Source organism: Deltaproteobacteria bacterium (genome assembly GCA_016218975.1).
In the GTDB taxonomy this organism is placed as follows: Bacteria; Desulfobacterota; Deferrimicrobia; order Deferrimicrobiales; family Deferrimicrobiaceae; genus JAENIX01.
In genome coordinates this window covers 133,115-155,674 of the sequence record JACRCO010000071.1, presented here as the reverse complement: position 1 = coordinate 155,674, position 22,560 = coordinate 133,115, and the positions used below count along the sequence as shown (strand labels likewise).

Annotated in this window: 17 protein-coding genes; 16 read left to right on the top strand and 1 reads right to left on the bottom strand. The window is 63.3% G+C overall.

Annotation, left to right across the window (positions count from 1 at the left end):
* Positions 1-31 precede the first annotated feature (31 nt).
* Positions 32-1,258: a hypothetical protein gene (locus tag HY896_10555; GenBank protein ID MBI5576787.1), complete on the top strand. Its 1,227-nt coding sequence runs from the start codon at positions 32-34 to the stop codon at positions 1,256-1,258.
* Between the two features lie 108 nt (positions 1,259-1,366).
* On the opposite strand, the gene HY896_10550 is transcribed toward HY896_10555, so the two are convergent.
* Positions 1,367-1,858 (bottom strand): SHOCT domain-containing protein, encoded by a 492-nt coding sequence (locus tag HY896_10550; GenBank protein ID MBI5576786.1) that lies wholly within the window; start codon positions 1,856-1,858, stop codon positions 1,367-1,369.
* 717 nt (positions 1,859-2,575) lie between these two features.
* Here HY896_10550 and HY896_10545 point away from each other — a divergent pair.
* The 15 genes from HY896_10545 to HY896_10475 all read left to right on the top strand — a co-directional run bounded on the left by HY896_10545 (position 2,576) and on the right by HY896_10475 (position 22,554).
* Positions 2,576-7,864, top strand: a complete 5,289-nt coding sequence (locus tag HY896_10545; protein MBI5576785.1) for a right-handed parallel beta-helix repeat-containing protein — start codon at positions 2,576-2,578, stop codon at positions 7,862-7,864.
* 66 nt (positions 7,865-7,930) lie between these two features.
* Entirely contained in the window at positions 7,931-9,265 is a 1,335-nt protein-coding gene (locus HY896_10540; GenBank protein MBI5576784.1) for a multicopper oxidase domain-containing protein, read from the top strand.
* Between the two features lie 26 nt (positions 9,266-9,291).
* Entirely contained in the window at positions 9,292-10,644 is a 1,353-nt protein-coding gene (locus HY896_10535) for a multicopper oxidase domain-containing protein (GenBank protein ID MBI5576783.1), read from the top strand.
* An 18-nt stretch (positions 10,645-10,662) separates the two neighbouring features.
* Positions 10,663-12,339, top strand: a complete 1,677-nt coding sequence (locus HY896_10530) for a multicopper oxidase domain-containing protein (protein ID MBI5576782.1) — start codon at positions 10,663-10,665, stop codon at positions 12,337-12,339.
* Between the two features lie 16 nt (positions 12,340-12,355).
* Entirely contained in the window at positions 12,356-12,805 is a 450-nt protein-coding gene (locus tag HY896_10525) for a hypothetical protein (GenBank protein ID MBI5576781.1), read from the top strand.
* Positions 12,806-12,821: 16 nt separating this feature from the next.
* The gene (locus tag HY896_10520) at positions 12,822-14,105 is read left to right on the top strand and encodes a hypothetical protein (protein MBI5576780.1); all 1,284 of its coding nucleotides are present in this window, start codon (positions 12,822-12,824) and stop codon (positions 14,103-14,105) included.
* A 165-nt stretch (positions 14,106-14,270) separates the two neighbouring features.
* Positions 14,271-15,962, top strand: coding sequence for a type II secretion system ATPase GspE (gspE, locus tag HY896_10515; GenBank protein ID MBI5576779.1), 1,692 nt, complete (start codon positions 14,271-14,273; stop codon positions 15,960-15,962).
* Entirely contained in the window at positions 15,959-17,224 is a 1,266-nt protein-coding gene (locus HY896_10510) for a type II secretion system F family protein (GenBank protein ID MBI5576778.1), read from the top strand. The genes gspE and HY896_10510 overlap by 4 nt, the downstream gene beginning before the upstream one ends.
* Positions 17,221-17,682: a prepilin-type N-terminal cleavage/methylation domain-containing protein gene (locus HY896_10505; GenBank protein MBI5576777.1), complete on the top strand. Its 462-nt coding sequence runs from the start codon at positions 17,221-17,223 to the stop codon at positions 17,680-17,682. Before HY896_10510 ends, HY896_10505 begins: the two co-directional genes overlap by 4 nt.
* Positions 17,679-18,164 carry a prepilin-type N-terminal cleavage/methylation domain-containing protein gene (locus HY896_10500; GenBank protein MBI5576776.1) on the top strand — a complete coding sequence of 162 codons (486 nt, stop codon included), beginning with the start codon at positions 17,679-17,681 and terminating at the stop codon, positions 18,162-18,164. Before HY896_10505 ends, HY896_10500 begins: the two co-directional genes overlap by 4 nt.
* Positions 18,157-18,801, top strand: coding sequence for a prepilin-type N-terminal cleavage/methylation domain-containing protein (locus HY896_10495; GenBank protein MBI5576775.1), 645 nt, complete (start codon positions 18,157-18,159; stop codon positions 18,799-18,801). The genes HY896_10500 and HY896_10495 overlap by 8 nt, the downstream gene beginning before the upstream one ends.
* Positions 18,798-19,712 carry a general secretion pathway protein GspK gene (locus tag HY896_10490; protein ID MBI5576774.1) on the top strand — a complete coding sequence of 305 codons (915 nt, stop codon included), beginning with the start codon at positions 18,798-18,800 and terminating at the stop codon, positions 19,710-19,712. The genes HY896_10495 and HY896_10490 overlap by 4 nt, the downstream gene beginning before the upstream one ends.
* Before the next feature lie 3 nt (positions 19,713-19,715).
* Entirely contained in the window at positions 19,716-21,170 is a 1,455-nt protein-coding gene (locus HY896_10485) for a PilN domain-containing protein (protein ID MBI5576773.1), read from the top strand.
* Entirely contained in the window at positions 21,167-21,796 is a 630-nt protein-coding gene (locus HY896_10480; protein ID MBI5576772.1) for a hypothetical protein, read from the top strand. The genes HY896_10485 and HY896_10480 overlap by 4 nt, the downstream gene beginning before the upstream one ends.
* A complete protein-coding gene (locus HY896_10475; GenBank protein ID MBI5576771.1) occupies positions 21,793-22,554 on the top strand; it encodes a hypothetical protein in 762 nt (253 codons plus the stop codon). Before HY896_10480 ends, HY896_10475 begins: the two co-directional genes overlap by 4 nt.
* The last annotated feature ends 6 nt before the right edge of the window (positions 22,555-22,560 follow it).

The following is a 22,560-nucleotide window of genomic DNA, read 5'->3' as shown; positions in this document are numbered from 1 at the left end:
GAAAATGCCCGGTTCCATGCGCTCGAGGAGTATGCTTTTCGCAGGTTTTCTGTGTGCTTTCCTGCTCGCCGCCATCGCGGCTGTCCCGCAGGAAGCCGGTGCGACCCCCGCATTCGCAAGGCAGACGGGAATGGCATGCACTGCCTGCCACTTCCAGCACTATCCGGCGATCAACGCGTTCGGCCGCGCCTTCAAGGCGGGGGCGTTCACGATGAAAGGGGGGCAGGGGTTGATCGAAGGCGAGGCCCTTTCGCTCCCTGTCGTGCTGAACGCGTCGCTTGTCACGAAGATCCGGTACCAGAAGTCAAACGGGGATACGTCGGATACCGATTTCGGCCAGCTCCAGTTCCCGGATGAGGCGGCGCTTCTTATCGGCGGCCGCGCGGGCGAACATATCGGGTTCAACCTGGAAATGTCGACATTCGGCGAGGCGGACACGACAACGGGGGAATTCTCCCTGTTCAGCTCCTACAAGGCGCACTTCAACTGGAAGGTGGGCGAAGTGAACGCCGGCGCGGTGCTGTTCTCCACCGATGCTTTGGGTGTCGGGTACGGATTCGAGCTGCTTAACACGGGGCTGATGCGTGCACAGCGGATCGCGGAGGAGCGCAACGCCACTTCGGCGCCGCAGTTCGTCGGGCTCGGAGCGACCGCGGCTGAAGGCATAGCGCTGGTGGTGTCGCATCCGAAGTGGTTCGTAAACTACTCGCTCTGGACGCCGGACCACGGAAACGTGGCGATCAACGGATTCGCCAACTACCTGCGCGCCGCCGTCACGCCGCAGGTCATGGGCTGGGATTGCGGATTCGGGGGGGCTATATTCTTCGGCGAGGCATCGAAGAAGACAGGCGACCAGGACACCAAGGGATGGGTGCTCGACGCCCAGGCGCAGGGGATGGTGATTGGAAGGCCGCTCGGGATCTACCTGGCATACGCCAAGGCGGAACCCTCGGACACGAACATTTTCAATGCCAGCTCGGCATCCAACGCAAAGGACAAGGAAGCCTGGTCTATCCTGGCTGAATTCGGCATCATCCCCAACAAGTGGACCGTGTTCGCCGGTTTCCTGGACGGGGACCGCGGCGGCACGGCGGCGAAGACCGAGGACAGGGCGGTCACCGTCGGGACGACCTTCATGGTGGCGCAGAACGTGGAGTTGCAGCTTTCGAACGTCTCCTTCAGCGGAGACCGGTACGATCCGAAGCCCGCTTCGGGCGGCGACAACCGGACCACGCTCATGCTTTTCGCGGGATTCTAAAAAAGCGGGATTCAAAAGAACGGGATCATCGGGCTTCGGGAAGAACCCGCTCCTTCGGGAGCGGGTTCTTTTTTTAAAGGCCCATGGATCGCGGGGCGCTCGCGCGCTTCAGAGTTCGCCGAGGATCTTCGCGCGTATCTCCTTGTATTCATCTGCGGTGATCAATCCCTGGTCGCGCAGCTCGTTCAGCCGAAGAAGCCTCTCCCGTATCGCCGGCGGCGGCGCCGCCGGAGCGCCTGCGCGAGGTTTCACCAATTCAGACTGCCCGCAGTCGAGCTTCGCGTTGACGCCCTTCCGGATCACCTCGTTGGTCACACGCACCGTGTGATCCTTGCAACCTTCCTTCGATATGACAAGCGTCCCGTACGCATCCTGATTCTCCGGGGGGAACACCACGGGGAATACGTCCTGCTGCCGGATTACGAGGGGCGTCACGCCGATACGCTTCCCCGCTGCGGTTACCGCGGCTCCCGACGGGTCGGATGCCACGGAAATTTCGTTGGCGCGGTTCAAGACGGCGGTCCCGCCGCACCCCGCTGCGGCTGTGAAGGACAGGAAGAGCGCGCACCAAGCAATCCGTACGTACATTCTTCTCTCCATCTTCCGTTCTCCTGAAGAGGAATCTGCGTTTCCCCGCAAGTATACGCGAAAACGTACTGTGAAGTGATATTGCCGTATTCGGGAGCCGACAGGCAAAGTGGAAAAAATTCCAGGTTGAAAATTTTTCAGGACGAAAAATGGTTTTTTACGCGAAATTTTTTTCCCCTCGGGAAAATTTTCACGGCATGAAACATTCCTCCCGCGAGCATCATCTTGATCGGCATCATGAGTACGACAAGTTTCGACATGGGAGTGCCAAGGCACGGGCGATCGTTGACCGCAGGGAGCCGTCCGCCGATCGGCGACGGCGGGGACCCTCCGCGTCATGGGAAACCGGCGAGCGAAAGTTCATCGGGTAAGTCATCCCGTATCTCCCAACCATTCGGTCGCCCGCTTTTCCCTCGGGGAGGATTCATCACCTGGTTCCCCCCCCCGTTTAATCGCAAATTTTCCAGGCTTTCGGTTTTCGAAAAGATGCAAAGCGTATTAAAACGAGTCTTGAAACTGCTTTGACGCAAGTTGCATCGAAGTATAAAAAATGAGAGGGATTCATTAGCAGGTAATTAAACAATTATTTTCGCATCTGCGAATTCGATCCTTTAAGGCAGATTATCCAAAGATCCAGGGGAGAGGCCGTATCCAATGACGCTACAGGTGCATTTAAATCACTGTTTTAATATCTTGCATCAACTGCGGACCATTGTGAGGAGGTCGGAGATGATATCTAAGGCATGCATTCCCGGAAAAGTGCGCATCGGAATCTTCGCCGCGCTGCTTTCGGTGGCATTTCTGGCGCTTCTCCAGGCAACCGCACTGGGGTTCACGTTGAACGTCGTGGACGGAAACGGGACGCCGATTACGGTCGGATACCGGTGGCTGCTTGAGGATGACCCGACCCAGCCAGTGACGCCGGGAGTCGTTGACGACAATGCGGTCTCCGTGAACATCTATAACGGCTATGCCCCGGTGGTGGCCAAAGGCACTTCCGCCGACACATCTCCTCTCGGCAATCCGAACATTGTCGACCCGTCGAAGCGGTATGTCATCTCGGTCCTCCCGGATAATACATATTCCAATGGAGGGGCGAATGTTGCGGCGGGGGCGGGCACGGTCCGGGTCATCTGCCAGGCGCTTCCCCTTCCCACGGCCCAGATCTCGGTCCAGGTCTTCGAGGACAACGCTCCCTTGAACGGTGCCCCGGATCCGCCGGCGGAACGCGGACTGGAAGGGTTCAAGATCATCGTTTTCGAATACGCCGGGCAGGTGACCGTCGACGCCTTCGGCAACAACCTGGGGACGACGTACCAGTTCACGGACCTGAACGGAAACGGCGTCCACGATAACGGCGAGCCCTTTGTCCTCGACGCCGACGGAAACCCCATCGTCAACGTACAGGGCTCCGGAGTCTTCACCGACAACACCGGGAACGCCATCGTAAAGTACCTCGCTCCGGGAAAATACGGCGTCCGCGCCGTTCCCCCGGAACCCCTGAACACCCCTCCGCTGAACGAAGAATTATGGATCGGAACCTCGACGCTCGAAGGGACGCCCACGATCGACGCCTGGGTCAAGCCGAACGAGGAGCGCCTCTTCAACGAGGCAGGCTTCTTCTCCACGCACGTTTTCTATGGGTTCGTCCACCCCACCGACAATCTTGCATGGCGGCCTCTGGGCATGTACATGCCTTTCTTCCCGATAGACAACACGTTGTTTCCGGAACAGTACGGGACGATTTCGGGAAAGGTCGTGTCATTCCACACTACACGTCCGCCGATCATCCCGGACACCGCTCCGGGAGTCCCCATCCAGGAAGGCTGGATCGGAGTTACCAACCTGAACCGGGCGGACGAGCTTATTTACGCACAGCCGCTGGTAACGGACCCGTTGACGGGCGACTCCACGTTCACGCTTACGAACGTTCCCCCCGGGGCCTACCAGCTCGCTTTCTGGGACGCCCCGCGGGACGTGATCATCTCCTTCCGGACGGTCGTCGTCCCCCCGGCCACGCCGCTCGGGCCGGGAGGGGGGCCGAGTACGGTTGCGTTGGACAATGTCCCTGTCCCGATGTGGTTCGGAACGCTCAAGGGAAGCATATTCACCGACCTTAACCGGAACGGATACAGGGACGCGGGAGAAACGGGCATTGCGGGGTTGGCCATCAATCTCAGGTTCCGGGACGGGTCTATCTACCAGTCCACGGTCACGGACGACGCCGGGAATTACGAGCTCAAGGAAATTTTCCCCTTCTTCAAGTGGCTCGTGGTCGAGGTCGATTTCGCCGTTCTCGAGGCAACCGGCGCAACCGTGTACGTCGACCTCGGAGGGGAACTTCCCCGGGATCCCGCCCGTCCGAACACCTTCGAGCTGACTCCCCAGCCCCAGGCGGAGCCGTGCGCCGATGGTTCCACGGATTGCCGGACCGAACTCTCCACCTACACCGCACCGATACTGCTCGAAGCCATGATGGTCTACGCGGGGCAGGCGAACGTTATCGACTGGGGGAAAACGGACTATCCGCCGGGTAAAAACGGCGGGATCACCGGCGTCGTATTCTATTCGACGACCCGTGCCGAGGACGACGCGGCCCTGGGTGTAGGCGATCCCTGGGAGCCCGGCATCCCCCGGATCGTGCTCAACCTTTACGCCGACGCCAATGCGGACGGGGTGATCGACGATGTCAACGGCGACGGGGTCATAACCCGCGCGGACTCTGACAACTACCCCTTCGGCAATTTCCCCGGACCCGAAGACATCGATCGGAACGGCAACGGCATATTGGATTACGGCGACGCGATCAGCACCGTCACGGCGGACAGCTGGGACGACAATCCCATAACAGGATGCATCGCCGACAACGCGGCCCAAACATTCTTCCAACCGTACGGCGGGCGCTACAAGGATTGCGCCGAAATCTTCCCCTACTGGAACCAGGTGCGCCCCGGCGCCCTCTTCGACGGCGGATACGGATTCTTCTCCTACTTCCCAGGCGGGATCGATTCCGGAAGCACGGAAGTGGAAGGGCTTCCTGCGAGCACATACATAGTCGAGGTGGTGCCGCCTCCCGGCCAGTATGATCTCGTGAAAGAGGAAGACAAGAACGTCGATTTCGGCGATTCGATGACGCCGAGCACTCGCGCGCCGGAGCCTCCCAACCCGAGCACCGTTCCTCCATGCGTGGGCGAGCTTCACACCGTCCCCGCGGAACTGACCCTCTTCCCGGGAGTTCCCGCGCACTTCGCAGGCACAGATCGCCCCCTGTGCGATCTGAAGCAGGTTCGGCTGGCGGAAAGGACGAATGCCGCAGCGGACTTCCACCTCTTCACGGAAGTTCCCAAGTCCGGACGGTTCGTAGGCCTCGTGACGAACGACATCACGAACACCTTCGACCCGGCGAGCCCCCGGTTCGGCGACAAGCTCGCGCCGATGTTCCTCCCTGTCGGCCTGGAGGACTACCAGGGGAACGAGATCGCCCGTACCTACACCGACCAGTTTGGCGGGTTCAGCGTGTCGCTCCCGTCGACTTACCGGATAAACGCTCCTCTTCCGTCCGGGGTCTCGCCGAGCATGGTGACCGTTGCTCTCAACAGCCCCGGTCCGATCGAGTCTCCCCCCGGATCCGGGAATTTCATCAGGGATCCTTTCTATAACCCCGGCTACTCGGTCTTCCGGCTGACATTCGACATAATGCCGGGGAAGACGACTCACCTCGACACTCCCGTTCTTCCCATAGGAGCTTTCACGGCGAATACCGGTGTGCTCGACTGCGAGTTCCCCTCCGGCACCCCTGTTATTTCCCAGGTGGACGGGCCTGGCGGGGGGTCGTACGTCGACCGGGCCGGGCGTATTATCCGGCTGATTTCCGTACAGGACGTCTCCGTGGCCGGTAACGTGCGTGATTTCGGATTCGGCGACAACACGGGGATCGTTACCGTGACTCCGCCAGGCGGCTTCCCCATCCCGCTTGAAATCATCGCCTGGACCGACACGGTCATCACTGCGAGGGTGCCGGGCGGCATCTCTACGGGCCAGCTCATGGTGACCCGCGGAGACAACGGCAACTCCACGATCATGGGGATAACCCTCCATGTCGGAGGGAATGTCAGGCGCGTCTACCCCGGCCAGTCTATCCAGAAGGCGCTCGACGCCGCGGCGGCTGGAGACATCATCCTGGTCACCCCGGGAACGTACGATGAAAACCTCATCATGTGGAAACCCGTGAAGCTCCAGGGGTCCGGGGCATGGTCGACGGCGATCAACGGACAGAGCTTCGATCTCGACAAGCGGGCGGCCTGGGATGCCAAGGTCCAGAACCTCATCGACTCAGGCGCGATAGATCACATCGACACGCTTCCCAACGACCCGACCCAGGTCTTCAATTATCTCCAGGACCACGGCGCTGTGGTTTCCGTCTTCGCCAAGGACGGGGCGTTCACGGCGGCCGATCCGGCGAGGATCGACGGATTGCTTATCACCGGGGCGGCGGGGGAACAGGGCGGCGGCGGCGGGATCTTCGCCAACGCGTACGCGCATCACCTCCAGATCAGCAATAACAAGGTCCAGAGCAATCAGGGACAGAAGATCGGCGGCATCCGCATCGGCCACCCGTCGATTCCCGATCCGGCGGGCAATACGCCTCAAGGGCCCAATTACGTGAGCTACCGCAACGACAACGTCGTAATTCACCATAACCACGTCGACCAGAACGGCGGCGTCTTCGAGCCGGCGGCGGGAGGCGGTATCGGCCTGTTCAACGGCAGCGACGAATACAGGATCACGGAGAACTGGATCTGCGGGAACTTCTCGCTGGTCTACGGAGCAGGGATCTCCCACTTCGGGCTCAGCAACAACGGTCTCATCGAAAACAACAGGATCCTGTTCAACGAGGCGTTCGACGAGGGCGGCGGGATCATCGTCTCGGGCGAGCTCGTTCCAGTCGGAGCCGACCCGAACAGGCTGACTCCGGGATCCGGAAACGTCACGATAAACCGGAACCTCATCCAGGGGAACCTGGCGCAGGACGACGGCGCGGGCATCCGGCTCCTGCTCGTCAACGGCCAGGATGTGCTGAGAAACCCTGCCGACAACACGGCCTGGTACCGTGTGGACATTCTGAATAACATCATCGTCAATAACCTTTCCGGAGATTCGGGCGCCGGAATCTCGCTCGACGATGCGGCGAACGTGGCCATCGTCAACAACACGATCGCCTACAACGACTCGACGAGCACCTTCGAGGACGCCTTCGGCGCGGCATGTCTTCCCTTCCCGGCGGCGGCAGGGCTTTGCACACCGGGCGCAACGGGCGGCGGGCTTAACATCACTACGCCGCAGGCGGCGGGCATCAGCGCACTGGCGCACAGCTCACAGCTCCAGGCGGCTTTCGACCCCTCGCAGGCCCAGACGTTCGCGAACCCGATCCTTTACAACAACATCCTCTGGCATAACCGCTCCTTCTATTGGGATGCGACGCTCAACAACGGCTCCGGCGGGCTCCTCCCGGCCGTGGACAATGCGGGACTCGGCGGCTTCTACTGGAACGTCGGGGTGTTCGGCGGCATTGGCACCGAAAAGCTGGACGCCCGCAACTGCATCCTCGACGGGAACAGCGGCCCGACGGTGCTCAACCCGGCAGCGAACATGATCGTCTCCAGCGACAACAACGCGGCCTTCCCGCGCTTCGCGGACCCGTACTTCAACACCCCGTTCCCGTTGCCCGGGACTTTCGGATTCGTCACGGTCACCTTTACGCAGCCTGGTCAGACCAGCCTGGGATTGAAGGGCGACTACCATATAAATGGCCCGAATCCGCCGACCGACAACACGTACTCGCAGGCGATCGATGCGGGCGCGGCTTTGGGAACAATCCCGGCGGGAGCCCAGACGATCACGAACCTTGGAGTCGACATCGACGGCGAGGCGCGGCCGTTCGACGAACCGCTGGCGGCGGACAGCCCGTCGCCCGTGGACATCGGCGCGGACGAGTTCCGGCGGATCGTCCTGCCGTAAACGAATAAATCCCGGGGCGGCCTGTCCGCCCCGGCGCATACGGAAAACGCGGAAGGAGTGCTTACGATGAAACGGCGGAGATGGCAGGTTCCTCTCGGAATGGCCCTGGTCCTCCTCCTGGGGGCGATGCCGGCGCACGCGGTGGTGCGGTTCCAGTGTCCGGCAAACCTGTTGACGGACGGCGCGGGGCCGGGCGGCGTGCGGCTCGATCCGGCCACCGGGTTCCCGACCGGCGAGACGGACGATCCGAACGTCCTCTGCATCCACCTGACCGCGGGGGATGGGTGGGTCACCATGGCCGACAAGGTCAAGTACCCGAATCCCGACCCGGTCAACCTGCCTGCGGGCTCGGGCGGGTGGCCACAATACATCTTCGGATTTGCCAGCGCGACCGGTATCCCGGACAACGATGTAATGATGGCCGGAATGCTTGCGGACGTCTGGTCGGCGCCCACGCTCAAGGTGAGGGAGGGTCAGGACCTCTACCTGACGCTTACCAACGTCGGCATGATTCTGCGGCCGGACCTGTTCGACCCCCATTCGGTCCATTACCACGGCTTCCCGAACGCGGCCCCGATCTTCGACGGCGTGCCGGACGCATCGACCGTGGCCGTTCCCGGGGCAAGCTTCACCTACTTCTATCACCAGGTGGGTCCGCCTGACGGCGACAGCGCCGGCACGTACATGTGGCACTGCCACGTGGAGGCGACCGAGCACATGCAGATGGGGATGCTCGGAAACCTCTACGTCCTCCCGGCGCAGGACGGCAGCACAGTCGGGGGATGCGCTTCGCAGAAATACGTCTTCACGGATGGCGACGGATCGACGTGCTACGACGTCGATTACCCGCTCCAGATCGTTGGATTCGACCAGAACTTCCACGACAAACACATAGCCGTACAGCCGCTCCCGTTCGCCAGTATGAAGGACACCTACTCTATGTTCAACGGGCGCGGTTACCCGGACACGACGCTTGGCAGGGATGCGATTCCCGCCCCCGTCGACAGGGACGGAGTTCCCCTGAACCCGGACCCGTTCAACCCGGACGGAAAGCCTTCGCAGAGGATGAGCGCGCTGATCGAGGCGACGGCCGGGCAGAAGGTCCTTCTCCGGATCTCGAGCCTCTCTTCGACGTCTTTCCATAACATCGAGGTCCTGGGGATCCCGATGACCGTGGTCGGCAAGGACGCCAAGATCCTTCGGAGTTCCACGGGGACGAACATGTTCTATCAGACGAACTCGGTGAGCCTCGGAGGCGGGCAGACGGCCGACGCCATCCTGGACACGACGGGCATCGCTCCGGGCACCTACTTCATCTACGCACGTGAACTTGGCCACCTGAACAATTTCGAGGAGCGGTTCGGCGGAATGATGACCGAGATCCGCATATCCGCTCCATGAAGACCTTCGGCACGGGGAGGAACGCCATGCGCTGGACGCCAAGCAGGAAAATCGGGATGGGGGTTCTCTGTGTCCTTGCCTCGGCCCTCTTTTTCGCCGTCCCGGCCGGAGCGGAGATCCCGGGATTGACGGGGACCTCCTTCTCACTGGTCGCCGCGAGCGACTACATACAGAACGGCGACGGCAACAACCTGTTCTTCTGGGGCTACGCCGACGGAAACCCGCCCTCGGGGACCGTTTCGGTCCAGTACCCCGGCCCCACCCTGATCGTCAATGAGGGGGACACCGTCACCGTTACGCTCAGGAACTGGCTCCCCGATCCGGTTTCGCTTCTCTTCCCCGGGATGGACAGCGTTACCGCCACGCCCTCGGACAACAACGGTATCCGCGGGATCTTCACCTGGGAGGCGCCGCCGGGAGGACAGAGCACCGTCACCTACACCTTCGTGGCAGGCAGGCCGGGGACCTTCTACTACCAGAGCGGGACGAACATGGACAAGCAGTTAGAAATGGGGCTCTTCGGGGCGATCATCGTCCGGCCGGCGGTCTTCAACCCCGCCGCCCCGACGGCATACGGCGAATCCTCTTCCGCTTACACCGCGGGCCGGGAGTTCCTGTTCATCCTGAGCGAGATGGACGACCGGTACCACAACCAGGTGGAGAGGGGGGAAGAAATCGACACGACCACATTCTTCCCCGTCTACTGGTTCATCAACGGGCGCAACTCGCCCGATACCATGGGGGCGGCGGGCGCGTCCTATCTCCCCCACCAGCCGTATAATGCGCTGCCCATGATGCACCCGGGCGAGAAGTCTCTCATACGCCTCATATCGATGGGAAGGGACCAGCACCCCTTCCACCCGCATTCCAACCATACTCGCGTCATCGCATGGGACGCGATGCCCCTGACCAGCGATCCCGCCGATTTCGCCAACGTGGGCGCCGATCTCGGTGAGTTGGCCTTTACCGTGACGACGGTCCCGGGCCGGACGTCGGACTCGACATTCGAATGGACGGGCAAGGCCCTGGGCTGGGACGTCTACGGCGACCCGAACGATCCCTTGACGGCGCACGACTGCGCGCCGAACGCACAAGGGTTCGATCCGGTCACTTCCGAGTGGTGTGCGGACCACGGCAAGCCGTTTCCGGTCGGGATACCGGAACAGGATGACCTCTCGGCGGGAGATTTCTTCAGCGGCAGCCCGTTCCTGGGTCAGTTGGGCGCACTCCCGCCCGGGTTCGGGAAATTCAACACGAACGGCGCCTTCTTCCAGATCTGGCATTCGCACTCCGAGAAGGAAATGACCAACAACGACGTTTTCCCCGGCGGGATCATGACCTTCATGGTCATCATACCCCCCGGGGTGGACATCCCGTAGGAAGAGGAGGACGAATCGATGCGTACTCATGCGCTCAGAAAAATCGGGGTGGTCCTCCTGGCTGCGGCGTTCCTTGCGGCCACGGCGGGAGTCGCTTCCTCGGTGACCTATACCCTGCGGGTGGCGGCGGATAACGCCGTAATGCCGGACAATGCGGTCATCCCCGTCTGGAAGATCGCCAATGCGGGCACGGACAACGTCCTCGGGTTCCCCGGCCCCACGCTCGTCGGGACCGTGGGAGACGACCTGGTTGTCACTCTGATCAACGAGTTGCCTTCCGACAACACAGTCATCGGGACAGGGAACGGGATTTCTCTGGTCATCCCCGGACTCGGAATGCCGGTCGTGGAGAACCCTCCGGGAACGCCCCTTGCCCAGCAGGGGCCGGTTTTCGTCACCCCGGTCGTGGACAACGTCTCCCTGCCGCCGCGGGTCGTCTCCTTCACGCAGATGACGCCCGCCGACAACGGCACGCGTACTTACCGGTTCACGCTGTCGAAATCGGGGACGTTCCTCTATCAAAGCGGCGCCGACCCCTCCGTCCAGGTCCAGATGGGGATCTACGGCGCACTGATCGTGCGCCCTGCGGATCCGGCGCAGGCTTATCCGCCGACTGCCACGAACCCGAACACGACTTTCGATAACGAACTCGTGCTCCTCTACAGCGCGATCGACCCGTTCCTTCACAACGCGGTAGTCGATAATACTTACGGCACCGATGTCCTCCCCACCACGTTCGAATACGAGCCGAAGTATTTCCTTGTCAACGGGAAGCCGTATCAAAACCAGGTGGATCCTCTTGTCAATCATCATGACCCGCTGCCGATCGGACCTCCGGGCGGCAACGGGACCCTCCTCCGATTCCTGAACGCGGACCTGAATGCGCACGCTCCGTCTTTCATGAATACCTATGTATCGGTCATCGGCGAGGACGGAAACCTTCTCCCCTACCCGGGGAGGCACCATACCGTATTCCTTCCCCCGGGTAAGACCAAGGACGTCCTTTTGGTGCCTTCGGCCCCGGCGAAGAAAGTCCCGGTCGTCGACCGGCGGCTCTACGTGAACAATAACGGGGCATATCCCGGCGGCTATCTCACGTTCCTGGGGGTGCAGGGGGCCGACGTGACGGGACCGGTCACCGCGCCTGCTTCGTTCGATCCTTCCTCGGGTATATCCCCTGTTGTTCTCGCCGCGACGGCGGACGACAGCGCCACCGGCAACAGCAACGTCGTGGCGGCCGAGTGGATTTCGGATAAAACCGTTCGGGAGGGATATGGAAACCCGATGACGGGGACGTTCGGAACTGCCGCGGTAAGCGATCTTGCGGCGTACGTCCCGACCTCGGCGATCCCCGCCGACAACACCATCTGGATCCGCAGCCAGGATTCCGAGGGGAACTGGTCGCCCCCTGTTCCCGTTACATCGGCGGTGGTGGGCGCAACCACTCCTCTGGCGATCGTCAGCACCGACTTCGTCGGAGGAGAGCGCCTGATCGTGCGGGCGACCTCCGGCGCCGCCGCGGGCACGGACAGCATGACCGTCACGTGGCCTGGCGCCTCCGCACCCGTGCCGCTGGTCTATCGCTCGGGGCTCGACCTTTACGAGGCGGAAGTTATGCGGCTTCCGGCGAAGCCCGACACGGTGACGGTGACGGGCGCAGGCGGGTCCGCCACGGCCCCGGTTCCATTTCCGTAAGGAGGGGACACTGGAGATGTCATGGAAATATCGCATACACATCGCCGCAGCGGCGATAACCGCCGTCCTGGCCGTGGGTTGCGCGACTGCGCCGAAAGCTCCACCGGCCGCCGCGAAGGAAGCCCCGGCGCTCCGTGTAGAGGACCGGTCGGGAGTGGAACCCGTCAGTCTGCGGAGGACGGTTGCGGGACGGATGCTCGATTTCCGGTATCGGGTAATCGACCCGGAGAAGGCGGCTCCCTTGCTGTTGCGCGGTACGCCCGCCTACCTGGTTCACCATGCCACGGGAGCGAAACTGAACGTTCCGGAGACGAGAGTGGGCAGATTGCGGCAGAACACGCTGAGGCCGGAAACGGGCCGCACCTATTTCATATTGTTCAACGCCGCCGGGTACGAGGTTTCCCCGGGGGACAAGGTTACGGTGGTGATCGGAGAGCATCGGTTCGAGAATCTGACCGTCCAGTAAGGGAGAGGAGATAACCATGAGACGAGAAAGCATTGGCAAATGGAGCTGGTTTCTGGCGGCGGTCGTAATCTCCGCACTCGGCCTGGCCGGCTGCGGCGGCGGAGGAGGGGGCGGCGGCGGGACGTCCTTCTTCAGCGGCGTCACCAGGGTCGGCGGCAACAACAACAGCGGCGACCTCGGGATCGCTATGAGCCAGACCGGCCGCTTCGTCGCATTCTCGTCCCTTGCCTCCGACCTTACCGGCGCGGGGAACGACAACAATTCGAGTTACGACATCTTCGTCTACGACCGGCAGACGGCGGACATAACGGTCGCCAGCCGGATCAACGGGACCTTCAGCCTGAAGGTCTCGAACGCCGACGACTCGAGCTTCTTCCCCTCCATCAGTTCGAGCGGTCGCTTCGTCGCGTTCGAATCGAGGGCGGAGAACCTGGTGGGGGCGGGTGTCGACACAAACCTGAAATCCGACATCTTCGTCCAGGACAGGGACTTCAACACGACGACGCGCGTCAGCGTGGCCGCCTTGGGTCTGCCCACGCAGCCGGACGGAGACAGCAACAAGCCTTCCATCAGCGGAGACGGGAACTTCGTCGCGTTCCAGTCGCTGGCAACGAACCTCGTGGCGGGGGACACCAACGGGATCGCGGACGTGTTTCTGTATAACAGGGCTGCCGGCACGACGACACGCATCAGCGGCGCGGCCGGCGGCGCCCTCTTCGGCCACTGCGTAAGCGATAACGGGACGCGGGTGGCTTTCGAGTCTCCTCCCGGCGGTGCGCTGAGACAGATCTTCGTCTGGACTTCCCCCGGGCCCGCCGTGGCGATAACCGCGGGCAACGGTGACAGCCGGATCTCAGGGATCAGCGGAAACGGCCGGTTCGTAGTGTTCGATTCGGACGCCACGGACCTGGTGGCGGGTGATAACAATGCGGTAAGCGACGTCTTCGTTTACGACATGCTGACGGGAACGGCCGAGCGGGTTAGCGTGGCTACGGGCGGCGCGCAATCGAACGGGGCTTCCTTCGCCCTGGGGCACAAGGCGATAAGCGACGACGGCAACCGTATCATCTTCGAATCCGACGCGACGAACCTCGGCGGGACGGGCTCGCCCGGCTATTTCGTGCGCAACCGCGCGGCGGGCACGACGACCTTCCTTGCAGGCATTGCCGCCACCATGCAGTCCGCCGGGGCGGATATCAGCGGTGACGGCCTCGTCGCGGCTTTCGGCACCGACGATCCCGCCATCGCATCGGGGGACACCGGAGGCTTCTTCGACGTGTTCATCATTCCCGTTCCTTGAACGGGATCGGCACGGACAGGACAGGACGGGGCGGGGGGCCTTGGCTTCCCGCCCCGTTTTGCTGCCAGGGATGGCCGGGAGCGACGAGTCAGGTATAAACGGTCCCTGTTTTCCGGGGAGAAGCGGTACGGATTGGGATAAGATAAATGCGTGGCGGTGAAAAGGATGAATCGACGTTCCTTCCAGGAAATGCTCGTTTCCTCCCTTACCGTCCCGGAGGGGGAGCGGGAAACGCTGCTCGACCTTGCGCGGACGGCGGGCGCCGCTTTCCCGAAAGCTCTCCTGGCCCGGGGAATCCTCAACCCCGAGGCGCTTCGGCGCGCCTATGAAACCATCTGCGGCATCCCTCCTTTCCTCCGTGATGTCGATGGGATGCGGCAGGTTCCGCCGGACCTCCTGCCCCTGCCGTTCCTTCGCGCGAAACTGATCGTCCCGGTATCTCTCTCCGACGGAACGCTTACCGTGGCAATGTCGGACCCGCTGGACGTCGACACCCGGGAGGCGGTCGCCAAGGCAACGGGCCGCCGCGTCGAGGTCCAGGCCGGAACGGAGGAGGAGATCCGCGAGGCGATCGAGAAATTGTGCGGAGAGAGCGCCTCTTCGATGGAGCGGCTGGTCGAGCAGGTGGGAGAGGAGGGAGAGGAGCGCGCCGGCGGCGACGAGCGGGTCGAGCGGCTGATCGGCGCAGCCTCCGAGGCACCCATCATCCGCCTTGTGAACTTCATCCTCGCGCGGGGGATCGAGCGGGGAGCGAGCGATATCCACCTTGAGCCGTACGAAAAAACGTTGCGAGTCCGGTACCGCATCGACGGGATGCTGGAAGACGTCGAGGCGCCGCCCAAGCGGCTCCAGACGGCGATCCTGTCGCGGATAAAGATCATGGCACGGCTGAACATCGCCGAGAGCCGCCTGCCGCAGGACGGACGGGTGAAGCTCCGTATCGGCGGGCAGGAGATCGACTTCCGCGTGTCCACAGTCCCCACACTGTTCGGCGAGAGCGTCGTAATCCGGATCCTGGACCAGTCCTCCGTCCCGCTGAACCTGGGCCGCCTGGGATTCCCGGAGGATACGCTTGAACGCTTCAGGCGTATGGCGGGCGTTCCGCACGGGATGATCCTGGTGACCGGTCCCACGGGAAGCGGAAAGACGACGACGCTTTACGGCGCCCTGCAGGAGATCAAGAGCGCCGCGCGGAAGATCATCACCATCGAGGACCCGGTCGAGTACCAGATCTCCGGCGTGAACCAGATCCAGGTAAAGCCCCAGATCGGGCTGACGTTCGCCTCGGGCCTTCGGTCCATCGTCCGGCAGGACCCCGACGTGATCCTGGTGGGGGAGATCCGCGACCGGGAGACCGCCGAGATCGCCATCCACTCCGCGCTCACCGGGCATCTTGTGCTTTCCACCCTGCATACGAATGACGCAGCCGGCGCCGTAACGCGCCTGCTGGAGATGGGCGTGGAGGAGTACCTGCTTCCTTCATCGCTCGTCGGGGTGCTTGCCCAACGGCTCGTTCGGACGATCTGCGAACGGTGTTCATCGCCGAGAGCGATCTCGGCCGCGTTCCGCGAGGAGGTCCTGCGGGAGACGGGATTCGCGCCCGACGGCGACCTGCGCATCGGTGCGGGATGCGACGCCTGCGGCGGCACCGGCTATCGCGGACGGATGGGGATCTTCGAGCTGCTACCCTTCGACGAGGAGATAAAGGACCTGATCCTGGCCCGTGCCGACGCCGGAGCGATCCGGGAACGCGCAGTCGCGCGCGGGATGACGCTTCTCAGGGAAGACGGCTGGGAGAAAACCCGGCGCGGGATCACCACGATCGAGGAAGTGCTCCGGGTGACGCGCGGCGGTTGATCCGGCGCGGGTCCGCGGGAATAACGGGGGTCATCAAGATGGCGGTGTTCGGATACCGGGCTGCCGACCGCACGGGTCGCGTCTCCGAAGGGATGGTCGAGGCGGCCGAAGAACGGGTTGCCGCGGAACAGCTTCGGGAAAAGGGTTTCCAGCCGATCCGGGTGTGGCCCGCTACGCCTGCTGCCGCGAAATCATCGGCGGAGGCCCCGGCAGCGATCCGGTGGAGAGGAGGGAAACGCGACCTCCTTCCGTTCCTCCAGGGCTTGCGGACGCTGCTGGTCGCCGGTGTCCCGGTGGACAGGGCGTTGGAAATGCTCTCGGACCTGTATCGCGGCAGGCCGATGGGAGCGGCGGCGGCGGAGATCCTCAGGGATGTCCGCGCGGGAAGTTCCCTGGCCGACGCGATGAGGCGGGCGCCCGGCGCTCCCTTCGACCGCTTCACGGTCCAGATGGTCAACGCCGGGGCGGCCACGGGACGCATGGAAGAAGCGCTGGACCAGGTCTGCCTCTTCCTTGCGAGGTCCAGGGAATTCCGGTCCAACCTGATCGGATCGCTTCTTTACCCGTCCATCCTTCTCGGCGCTTCGGTCCTCTCCGTCATTCTTCTCCTGATATTCGTCGTTCCCCGATTCGTCGCGGTCTTTGCGGCCTCCCGTGTGGCTCTCCCCATGCCGACGCAAATCCTTCTTTCCACGAGCACGTTCCTGAAAGAGCAGGGACTGCTGCTTCTTATCGCGGGCGCGTTCGCCTGGTTCCTGGTTTCCGCGGCATTGCGCCGCCCCGAGGTCCGGCGGGACTGGGACCGGGCGAAGCTGCGCCTGCCGGGAATGGGAGGGATCCTCACGGCGATGGAAACTTCGCGGATCATGCGTTCGCTTTCTTCCCTGCTCACGGGGGGCGTTCCCATCCTCTCCGCCTTCCTGATAGCGAAGGAAGTAAGTGGCAATACCGCAGTCCGAGACGGGATGGAAGCCGCGCGTCTCCGCGTGCAGGGAGGCGCGAAGGTCGCCCGTTCGCTTTCGGAGACGACCCCGATACCGGAAATGGCTCTCCAGATGATCGCCGTCGGGGAGGAAACCGGACGGCTCGAGGAGATGCTCGCATCCGTCGCCGACGCCTTCGAGGACACCGCGAAACGGGGGCTCCAGCGGTTTCTCGTCCTTCTCGAGCCCGCGGTGATCCTCGGAATGGGGATCCTTGTGGGATTCATCGTCTTCTCCATGTTTCTTGCGATATTCCGGCTGAACGAGGTTCCGTTTTGACGGCACGGGGAAAATACATCGGAAGGGGAGGATTTTCCCTACTCGAGCTGATCCTCGTGATCGCGATCATGGGAATGCTCGCGGCCCTGGTTCTCCCGTCCCTGCCGGGGGCCGTCGAATCCGCCCGGCTTCGGGGGAGCGCGGGAGAAGTGCGCGCCGCGCTCAACCTTGCGCGGACGCAGGCGGTATCGGAGGCCCGGGGGCGTTCCGTGGCCCTGGACCTGGGGAAAGGCGAGTACGGCATCGACGGAGACGAGCGGAGATGGACGCTGCCGGAAGGCATCCGGCTGGCGACCGTCCGGTTCGGGGACGCGATTGCGGAACGCGGAGTCGTCCGCGTACGTTTCCGCCCTGACGGAAGCGCCGACGAGGCGGAGGTGGCGGTCTCCTCCCCGGGCGGAGGAATAGTGCGCATTCTGGTGGACCCCCTGACCGGGATGGTCGGGGAGGGCACATGATCGCGAAGCGCGAACCGGGGCTTGCCCTCCGAAGCGCGAAGCGCGACTGGGGGCCTGCCCTCCGAAGCGCGAAGCGCGGCTGGGAGCCTGCCCTCCGAAGCGCGAAGCGCGAAGGAGGGTTTACGCTCCTTGAAGTGATCGTAGCCCTTGCGATTCTTGCCGCGGGACTGCTGGGGCTGATCGAGTTGCTGTCGGGCTCCTTGCGCCTGGCGGGGGGCGCGAGGGACTCGAATGCCGCATCGCTGTACGCCTCCCAGCGGCTGGAGGAGGCGATGCTCGCTCCTTCGCCCGCGGAGGGTGAGGAAACCGGGCTCTTCGGGGAAAAGTACCGCTGGACCGCCCGAACGTCCTTCCTGCCGGAGGAGGAGGGACGCCCGTACCGGCCGGTGCATGTCCAGGTGACGGTACGATGGGACGATGGAGGCAGGGATCGCGCGGTCAGCGTCTCCGCCACCAGGTGGGAAAGGAAACGCGATGGATAGCGGCGCGAAGCGCGTAGGAGGGTTCACCCTCCTTGAGATGGTCGTGTCCCTGTCGATCATTGCCGCGATCGCGGCTTTCCTTGCCGTTGCGTTTCGGCTGGCGGGGCATTCGATTTCGCGCGGAGGGGAGGAGGCCGCCGCAATGGCGAGACTGCGCGCTGGAACGGAGGTATTGGAGCGGGCGGTACGGTCCGCGGATCCGTTGGCGGTTCTCCCCTCGGAGGGTATCTCCGTATCCTATTTCCGGGGGGAAAGGGGAAAAATCCGGTTTCTCTCCGCGGCGGCTCCTTCATCCATTTCCGGCGGCGGTTTCCGGCTGCTCTGTTTTTTTGGAAGAGATTCCTCGCGAAATGCATCCGGATTGATGTTATCCGAGGGATCGCCTTTGCGGGCGGAGGGTGTTGAGCCATGGGAAGGGAACGAACGGCCGCGTGTTCTGCTCTCCGAAGCCTCCGAAATTGCCTTCGGGTACTCGCCTGGACCTACGGAAGAAGGCAAGTGGGAATGGGTGGAAACGTGGGACAGCAAGGAGAAAAAGGTCCTGCCGGCAGCCGTCAGGGTGGAATTCGTCACCCCGTCGGAGAGCGGTCCCCGGAAAACCGCGCTGGTCATCCCCCTCCCGGCGGGAGGTGCATGATGCGCGGCTCGCGTGGAATCGCGCAGCTCGTCGTCCTGTGGGCCATGCTTCTGCTGGGGATAATGGCGATGTCCTTCTCGTTCGCGATGCGGACCGAGGCTCTTGCCGCACGCAACGGTGTCGATTCCGCACGGGCCTACTACCAGGCTCGCACCGGGGTAAATCGCGCGATCTTCCAACTCTCCGTTTCTCCCATCGACAACGCCCTCAGGGAACCGCTGAAAGGAGAGGAGGATGACGCCTCCTACGAAACGCGCATCGCCTCCGAAAGCGGAAAGATCGACGTCAATTTCGTTACCGAGACGGTGTTGAAAGATGTCTTGAGAAACGGTGGGCTGTCCACGGAAGACGCGGAACGGGTAGGAGATTCAATCCTGGACTGGAGAGATGCGGACGATATGCCGCGTCCGAACGGAGCGGAGGATGCCCATTATGCGTCCCTGCCCGCACCCGTCAAGATCCGCAACGGCAAATTCGTGAGCGTGGACGAGCTTCTTTCGGTCAACGGCGTGACGCCGGATCTTTTCGTCCGGCTTCTGTCGAAAGCGTTCACCGTTCACGGCGCTTCCCCGTCGGTTGATATCAACTCGGCGCCCGCCGCGCTGCTGCGGGTGCTCCCGGGCTTCACTCGCCGTGCGGCCGATGCCGTCGTGTCGAGGCGCGAGGAGAATCCCTTCCGGTCTCCGGCGGAGGTGGCGGAATATCTTGCGGATGCGGGAGTGCCGCCCGCGGCGGCTGCGATATTTACAACTTCTCCGCAGGGACGGGTATATACGATCACTTCCGTGGGGAAGGCCGGCGGAAAGACCGCAAGAGGCGTGGAGTGCCGGGTGGAAGTCTCCGGGGCGGGAACGAAAACCGTGAAAATACTCCGGTGGATGGACTTCCTCTCGCTGGAAGAGGTGGTGTGACCGATGAACCTCTTCCGAACGGTCGTGGGCATCGACCCCTCGGGGAAGCGCCTGGCGTTGTCGGCAGTCCGGTATGGAGTCGGCCGTCCCTCGGTGGCCGTCCCTCCTGTGGCTGTCGAACTTCGCGGCGACAGGGAGCAGATCCGGATGGCGGAAGCCGAGAGCGTCCTTGCCGATTTCGTGGCGCGCAACGGCCTCGCCGGTTGCGAGGCCAGGCTGGCCATCCCTGCCGAAAAGGTTTTCCTCGCCAGGATTCCCTTCCCGCCATTGAAGAGCAAAGACCTTCGCCCTGCGCTCTCTCTGGAGTTGGACAGGATCTTCCCGGTCCCCGCATCCCGGCTGAAATTCAACTGGCGCCGCCTGGACGGCGCCGCGGGCCGAAAGGATGTCCGGCTGGTCCTCGTCGCGGCCTCTTCGGAGTATATCGAACGATGGGAGGAGCTTGTTTCCCGTGCGGGGCTTTCCCTCGGCGCGGCCGTTCCGTCGGGATGGGCGATGTCGGAAACCTGCCGATGGGCCGGGGAGCAGGCGGTGAGCGACGGGAAACTTTGCGCGGTCCTGAGGGAAATGGACGGAGGCGTTGAATGCACGGCGATTGCCGGCGGAGAGCCGTTCTTCTCCGCGGTGAGAGCCTGTCCTCCGGAGGGTTCCCCCGTGGAAGCGTTGAACCTGCTCTCCGAGTCGCTGATAGATGCGCCCGATTCGGTCACCGAGGCGGAAGCGAGCGTGTACGCGCCATCCTGGTGGATTCGCGAAGGTCGTTTTCCGCAGGCAGGAACGGAACGCGCAAATCCGGTCGAGGGTTTCGAGAACAGGATGTCAGCGGCGATGGCGTTGCCGGGGGAGGACGCGGCGGATCCGGCGCGTTTCTGGCGGGTGCTGGGCGCTTTGGGCGCTGCGCTTTGCGAAAAGGGCCCGGATCTTCTTTCCCCGGATAAGGAAGGCGAAAGGCTTCGCACGACGGCCCGTACCGCCACGATCGCGCTCGCCGCGGCCGCCCTTCTCCTGGCGCTTTCCTGGCCTGCATCCGTTGCCGTGCGCACGAAGCAGGCAGTCGACCGGCTCGACGCCGAAATAGCATCCCTTCGTCCCGAAGTGGCGCGGGTGGAGGAGACGCTTGCCATCCTCGGCGACCTGGAGGGGCGGATCGCATACCTCAAGGAGGCGAGAGCGGGCCGAGAGGAGCAGATCCTCGTCCTGCGGCAATTGACGGAACGCCTGCCTCAGGGCACATGGCTGACCGGCCTGCGCATGGAGGACCTGAAGGTCGAGCTTGACGGGCTTTCCCCTTCCGCGAACGAAATCTTTCCGGCTCTCGCACGGGACGGGCAGTTCCGAAAGGTGGAATTCGCATCGCCGATCACCCGGCAGGCGGACAACCTCGAACGGTTCCAGATCCGGGCGGAATTCTCGCCCGTCCCGCCGGAAACTCCGGCCGAAGCAAGGAAAAAACCGTGAGCGCCGTCGCGCGTATCAAGGCGAGGATTCGCGCCCTCTCCCAGAGAGAGCGGCTCCTCCTGCTCCTTGGAGTCGGGTTCGTCCTCGTATTCGCAGTGATCCGGATCGGAGTGTATCCGGCGGTCGATTCCTACAAAAGAGCCAGGTCAGCCGTTCCGCAGCGCATGGGGACTCTCGCTCGTTACCGCCTCGCGGCGGCGGGAGAGGGGACGATCGACCTTGCGTTGGCCGATGCGGCCGTGCGGCTCGAGGAACTCGAGGAGGGGCTTTTGCCGGGAGACAGCCCCGCCGCTTCCGCTTCCGCGCTCCAGGGTATGATCAAACCCTGGCTGGAACGCCCCGACACGCGCGTCACTTCCGTACGTACGCTCGCCCCCGTGCAGCGGGGATCATACGCCGAAGTGGCGGTCCAGATCGATTTCCAGACGACGACGGAGGGGCTGGCGCGTATGCTTGCCGAAGCGGCGCGGCATCCCAAGATCCTTCGCGTGAAGAAATTATCCGTCCATTCAGGATACTACGGCGCAACCACGGCGAACCGGAAGGAAAACCTGGTTACTTCGGTCGTTGTGGCCGGAATCGCAGGCTCCGATGCCGAAGCGAAAGCGGAAAGGCCGGGAGAATGAAGCGGCCGGGATTCCTCATGATCGCGCTGGCGCTTGCCGCGCTCTTCTTCGGCTGGCGGACATACCGCGCCTGGACCGGGCCGGCTTACGGGATTCCGCCGCCGCCCTCAGCCCCCGCCGTTCCCCCGATCGGCATATCCCCGGAGGATCCCCCGCAGGCGGTGGAACTGTCCGCTCCCGTGGCGTACATCACGGCAAGGCCGGTCTTCCGGCCGGACCGGCGGCCGTTCCAGGAAAACGCCTCGATCGTTCCCGCGCGCAACTACGATCAAGAACTATCCCGATTCACGCTCCTGGGAGTTCTTCTTCTCGGGGACATGAAGAAGGCCGTGGTTACCGGCAAGTCTCCCGGACGGCCTGAGCGGTACGAACTCAGCCCCGGGGAAACGCTGCCCGGATTCGTGGTGAAGGAGATCCAGCAGGACGGAGTGCTTCTGGAGGCCGACGGGAAGGAGTTCCTGCTGCCCCTGTACGCCGGAGCCCCGAAGGTCCAGGGAACGGGCGGCCTTCGGACCGATCTCCCGTCGACGCAGGCGTCTCCCGCCTCCGCAGGGCAGACGCGCCCGCCGCCGGCTCCAATCAGGGCGGACTCGGTATCTGCGCCCGCTCGCACGGGGTCGGCCGGTGCGGTCCCGGCAAAGACGCAGGCTCCCGCATCCGTTGCGCCGCCCGGCCTTACGGGGAGCCCGGCCGAGGCATTTCAGCAAAGACCGTACAGGGGCAGGGTCCGGCCGACTTACGTGCCCGGGCAGCGATAACTTCTT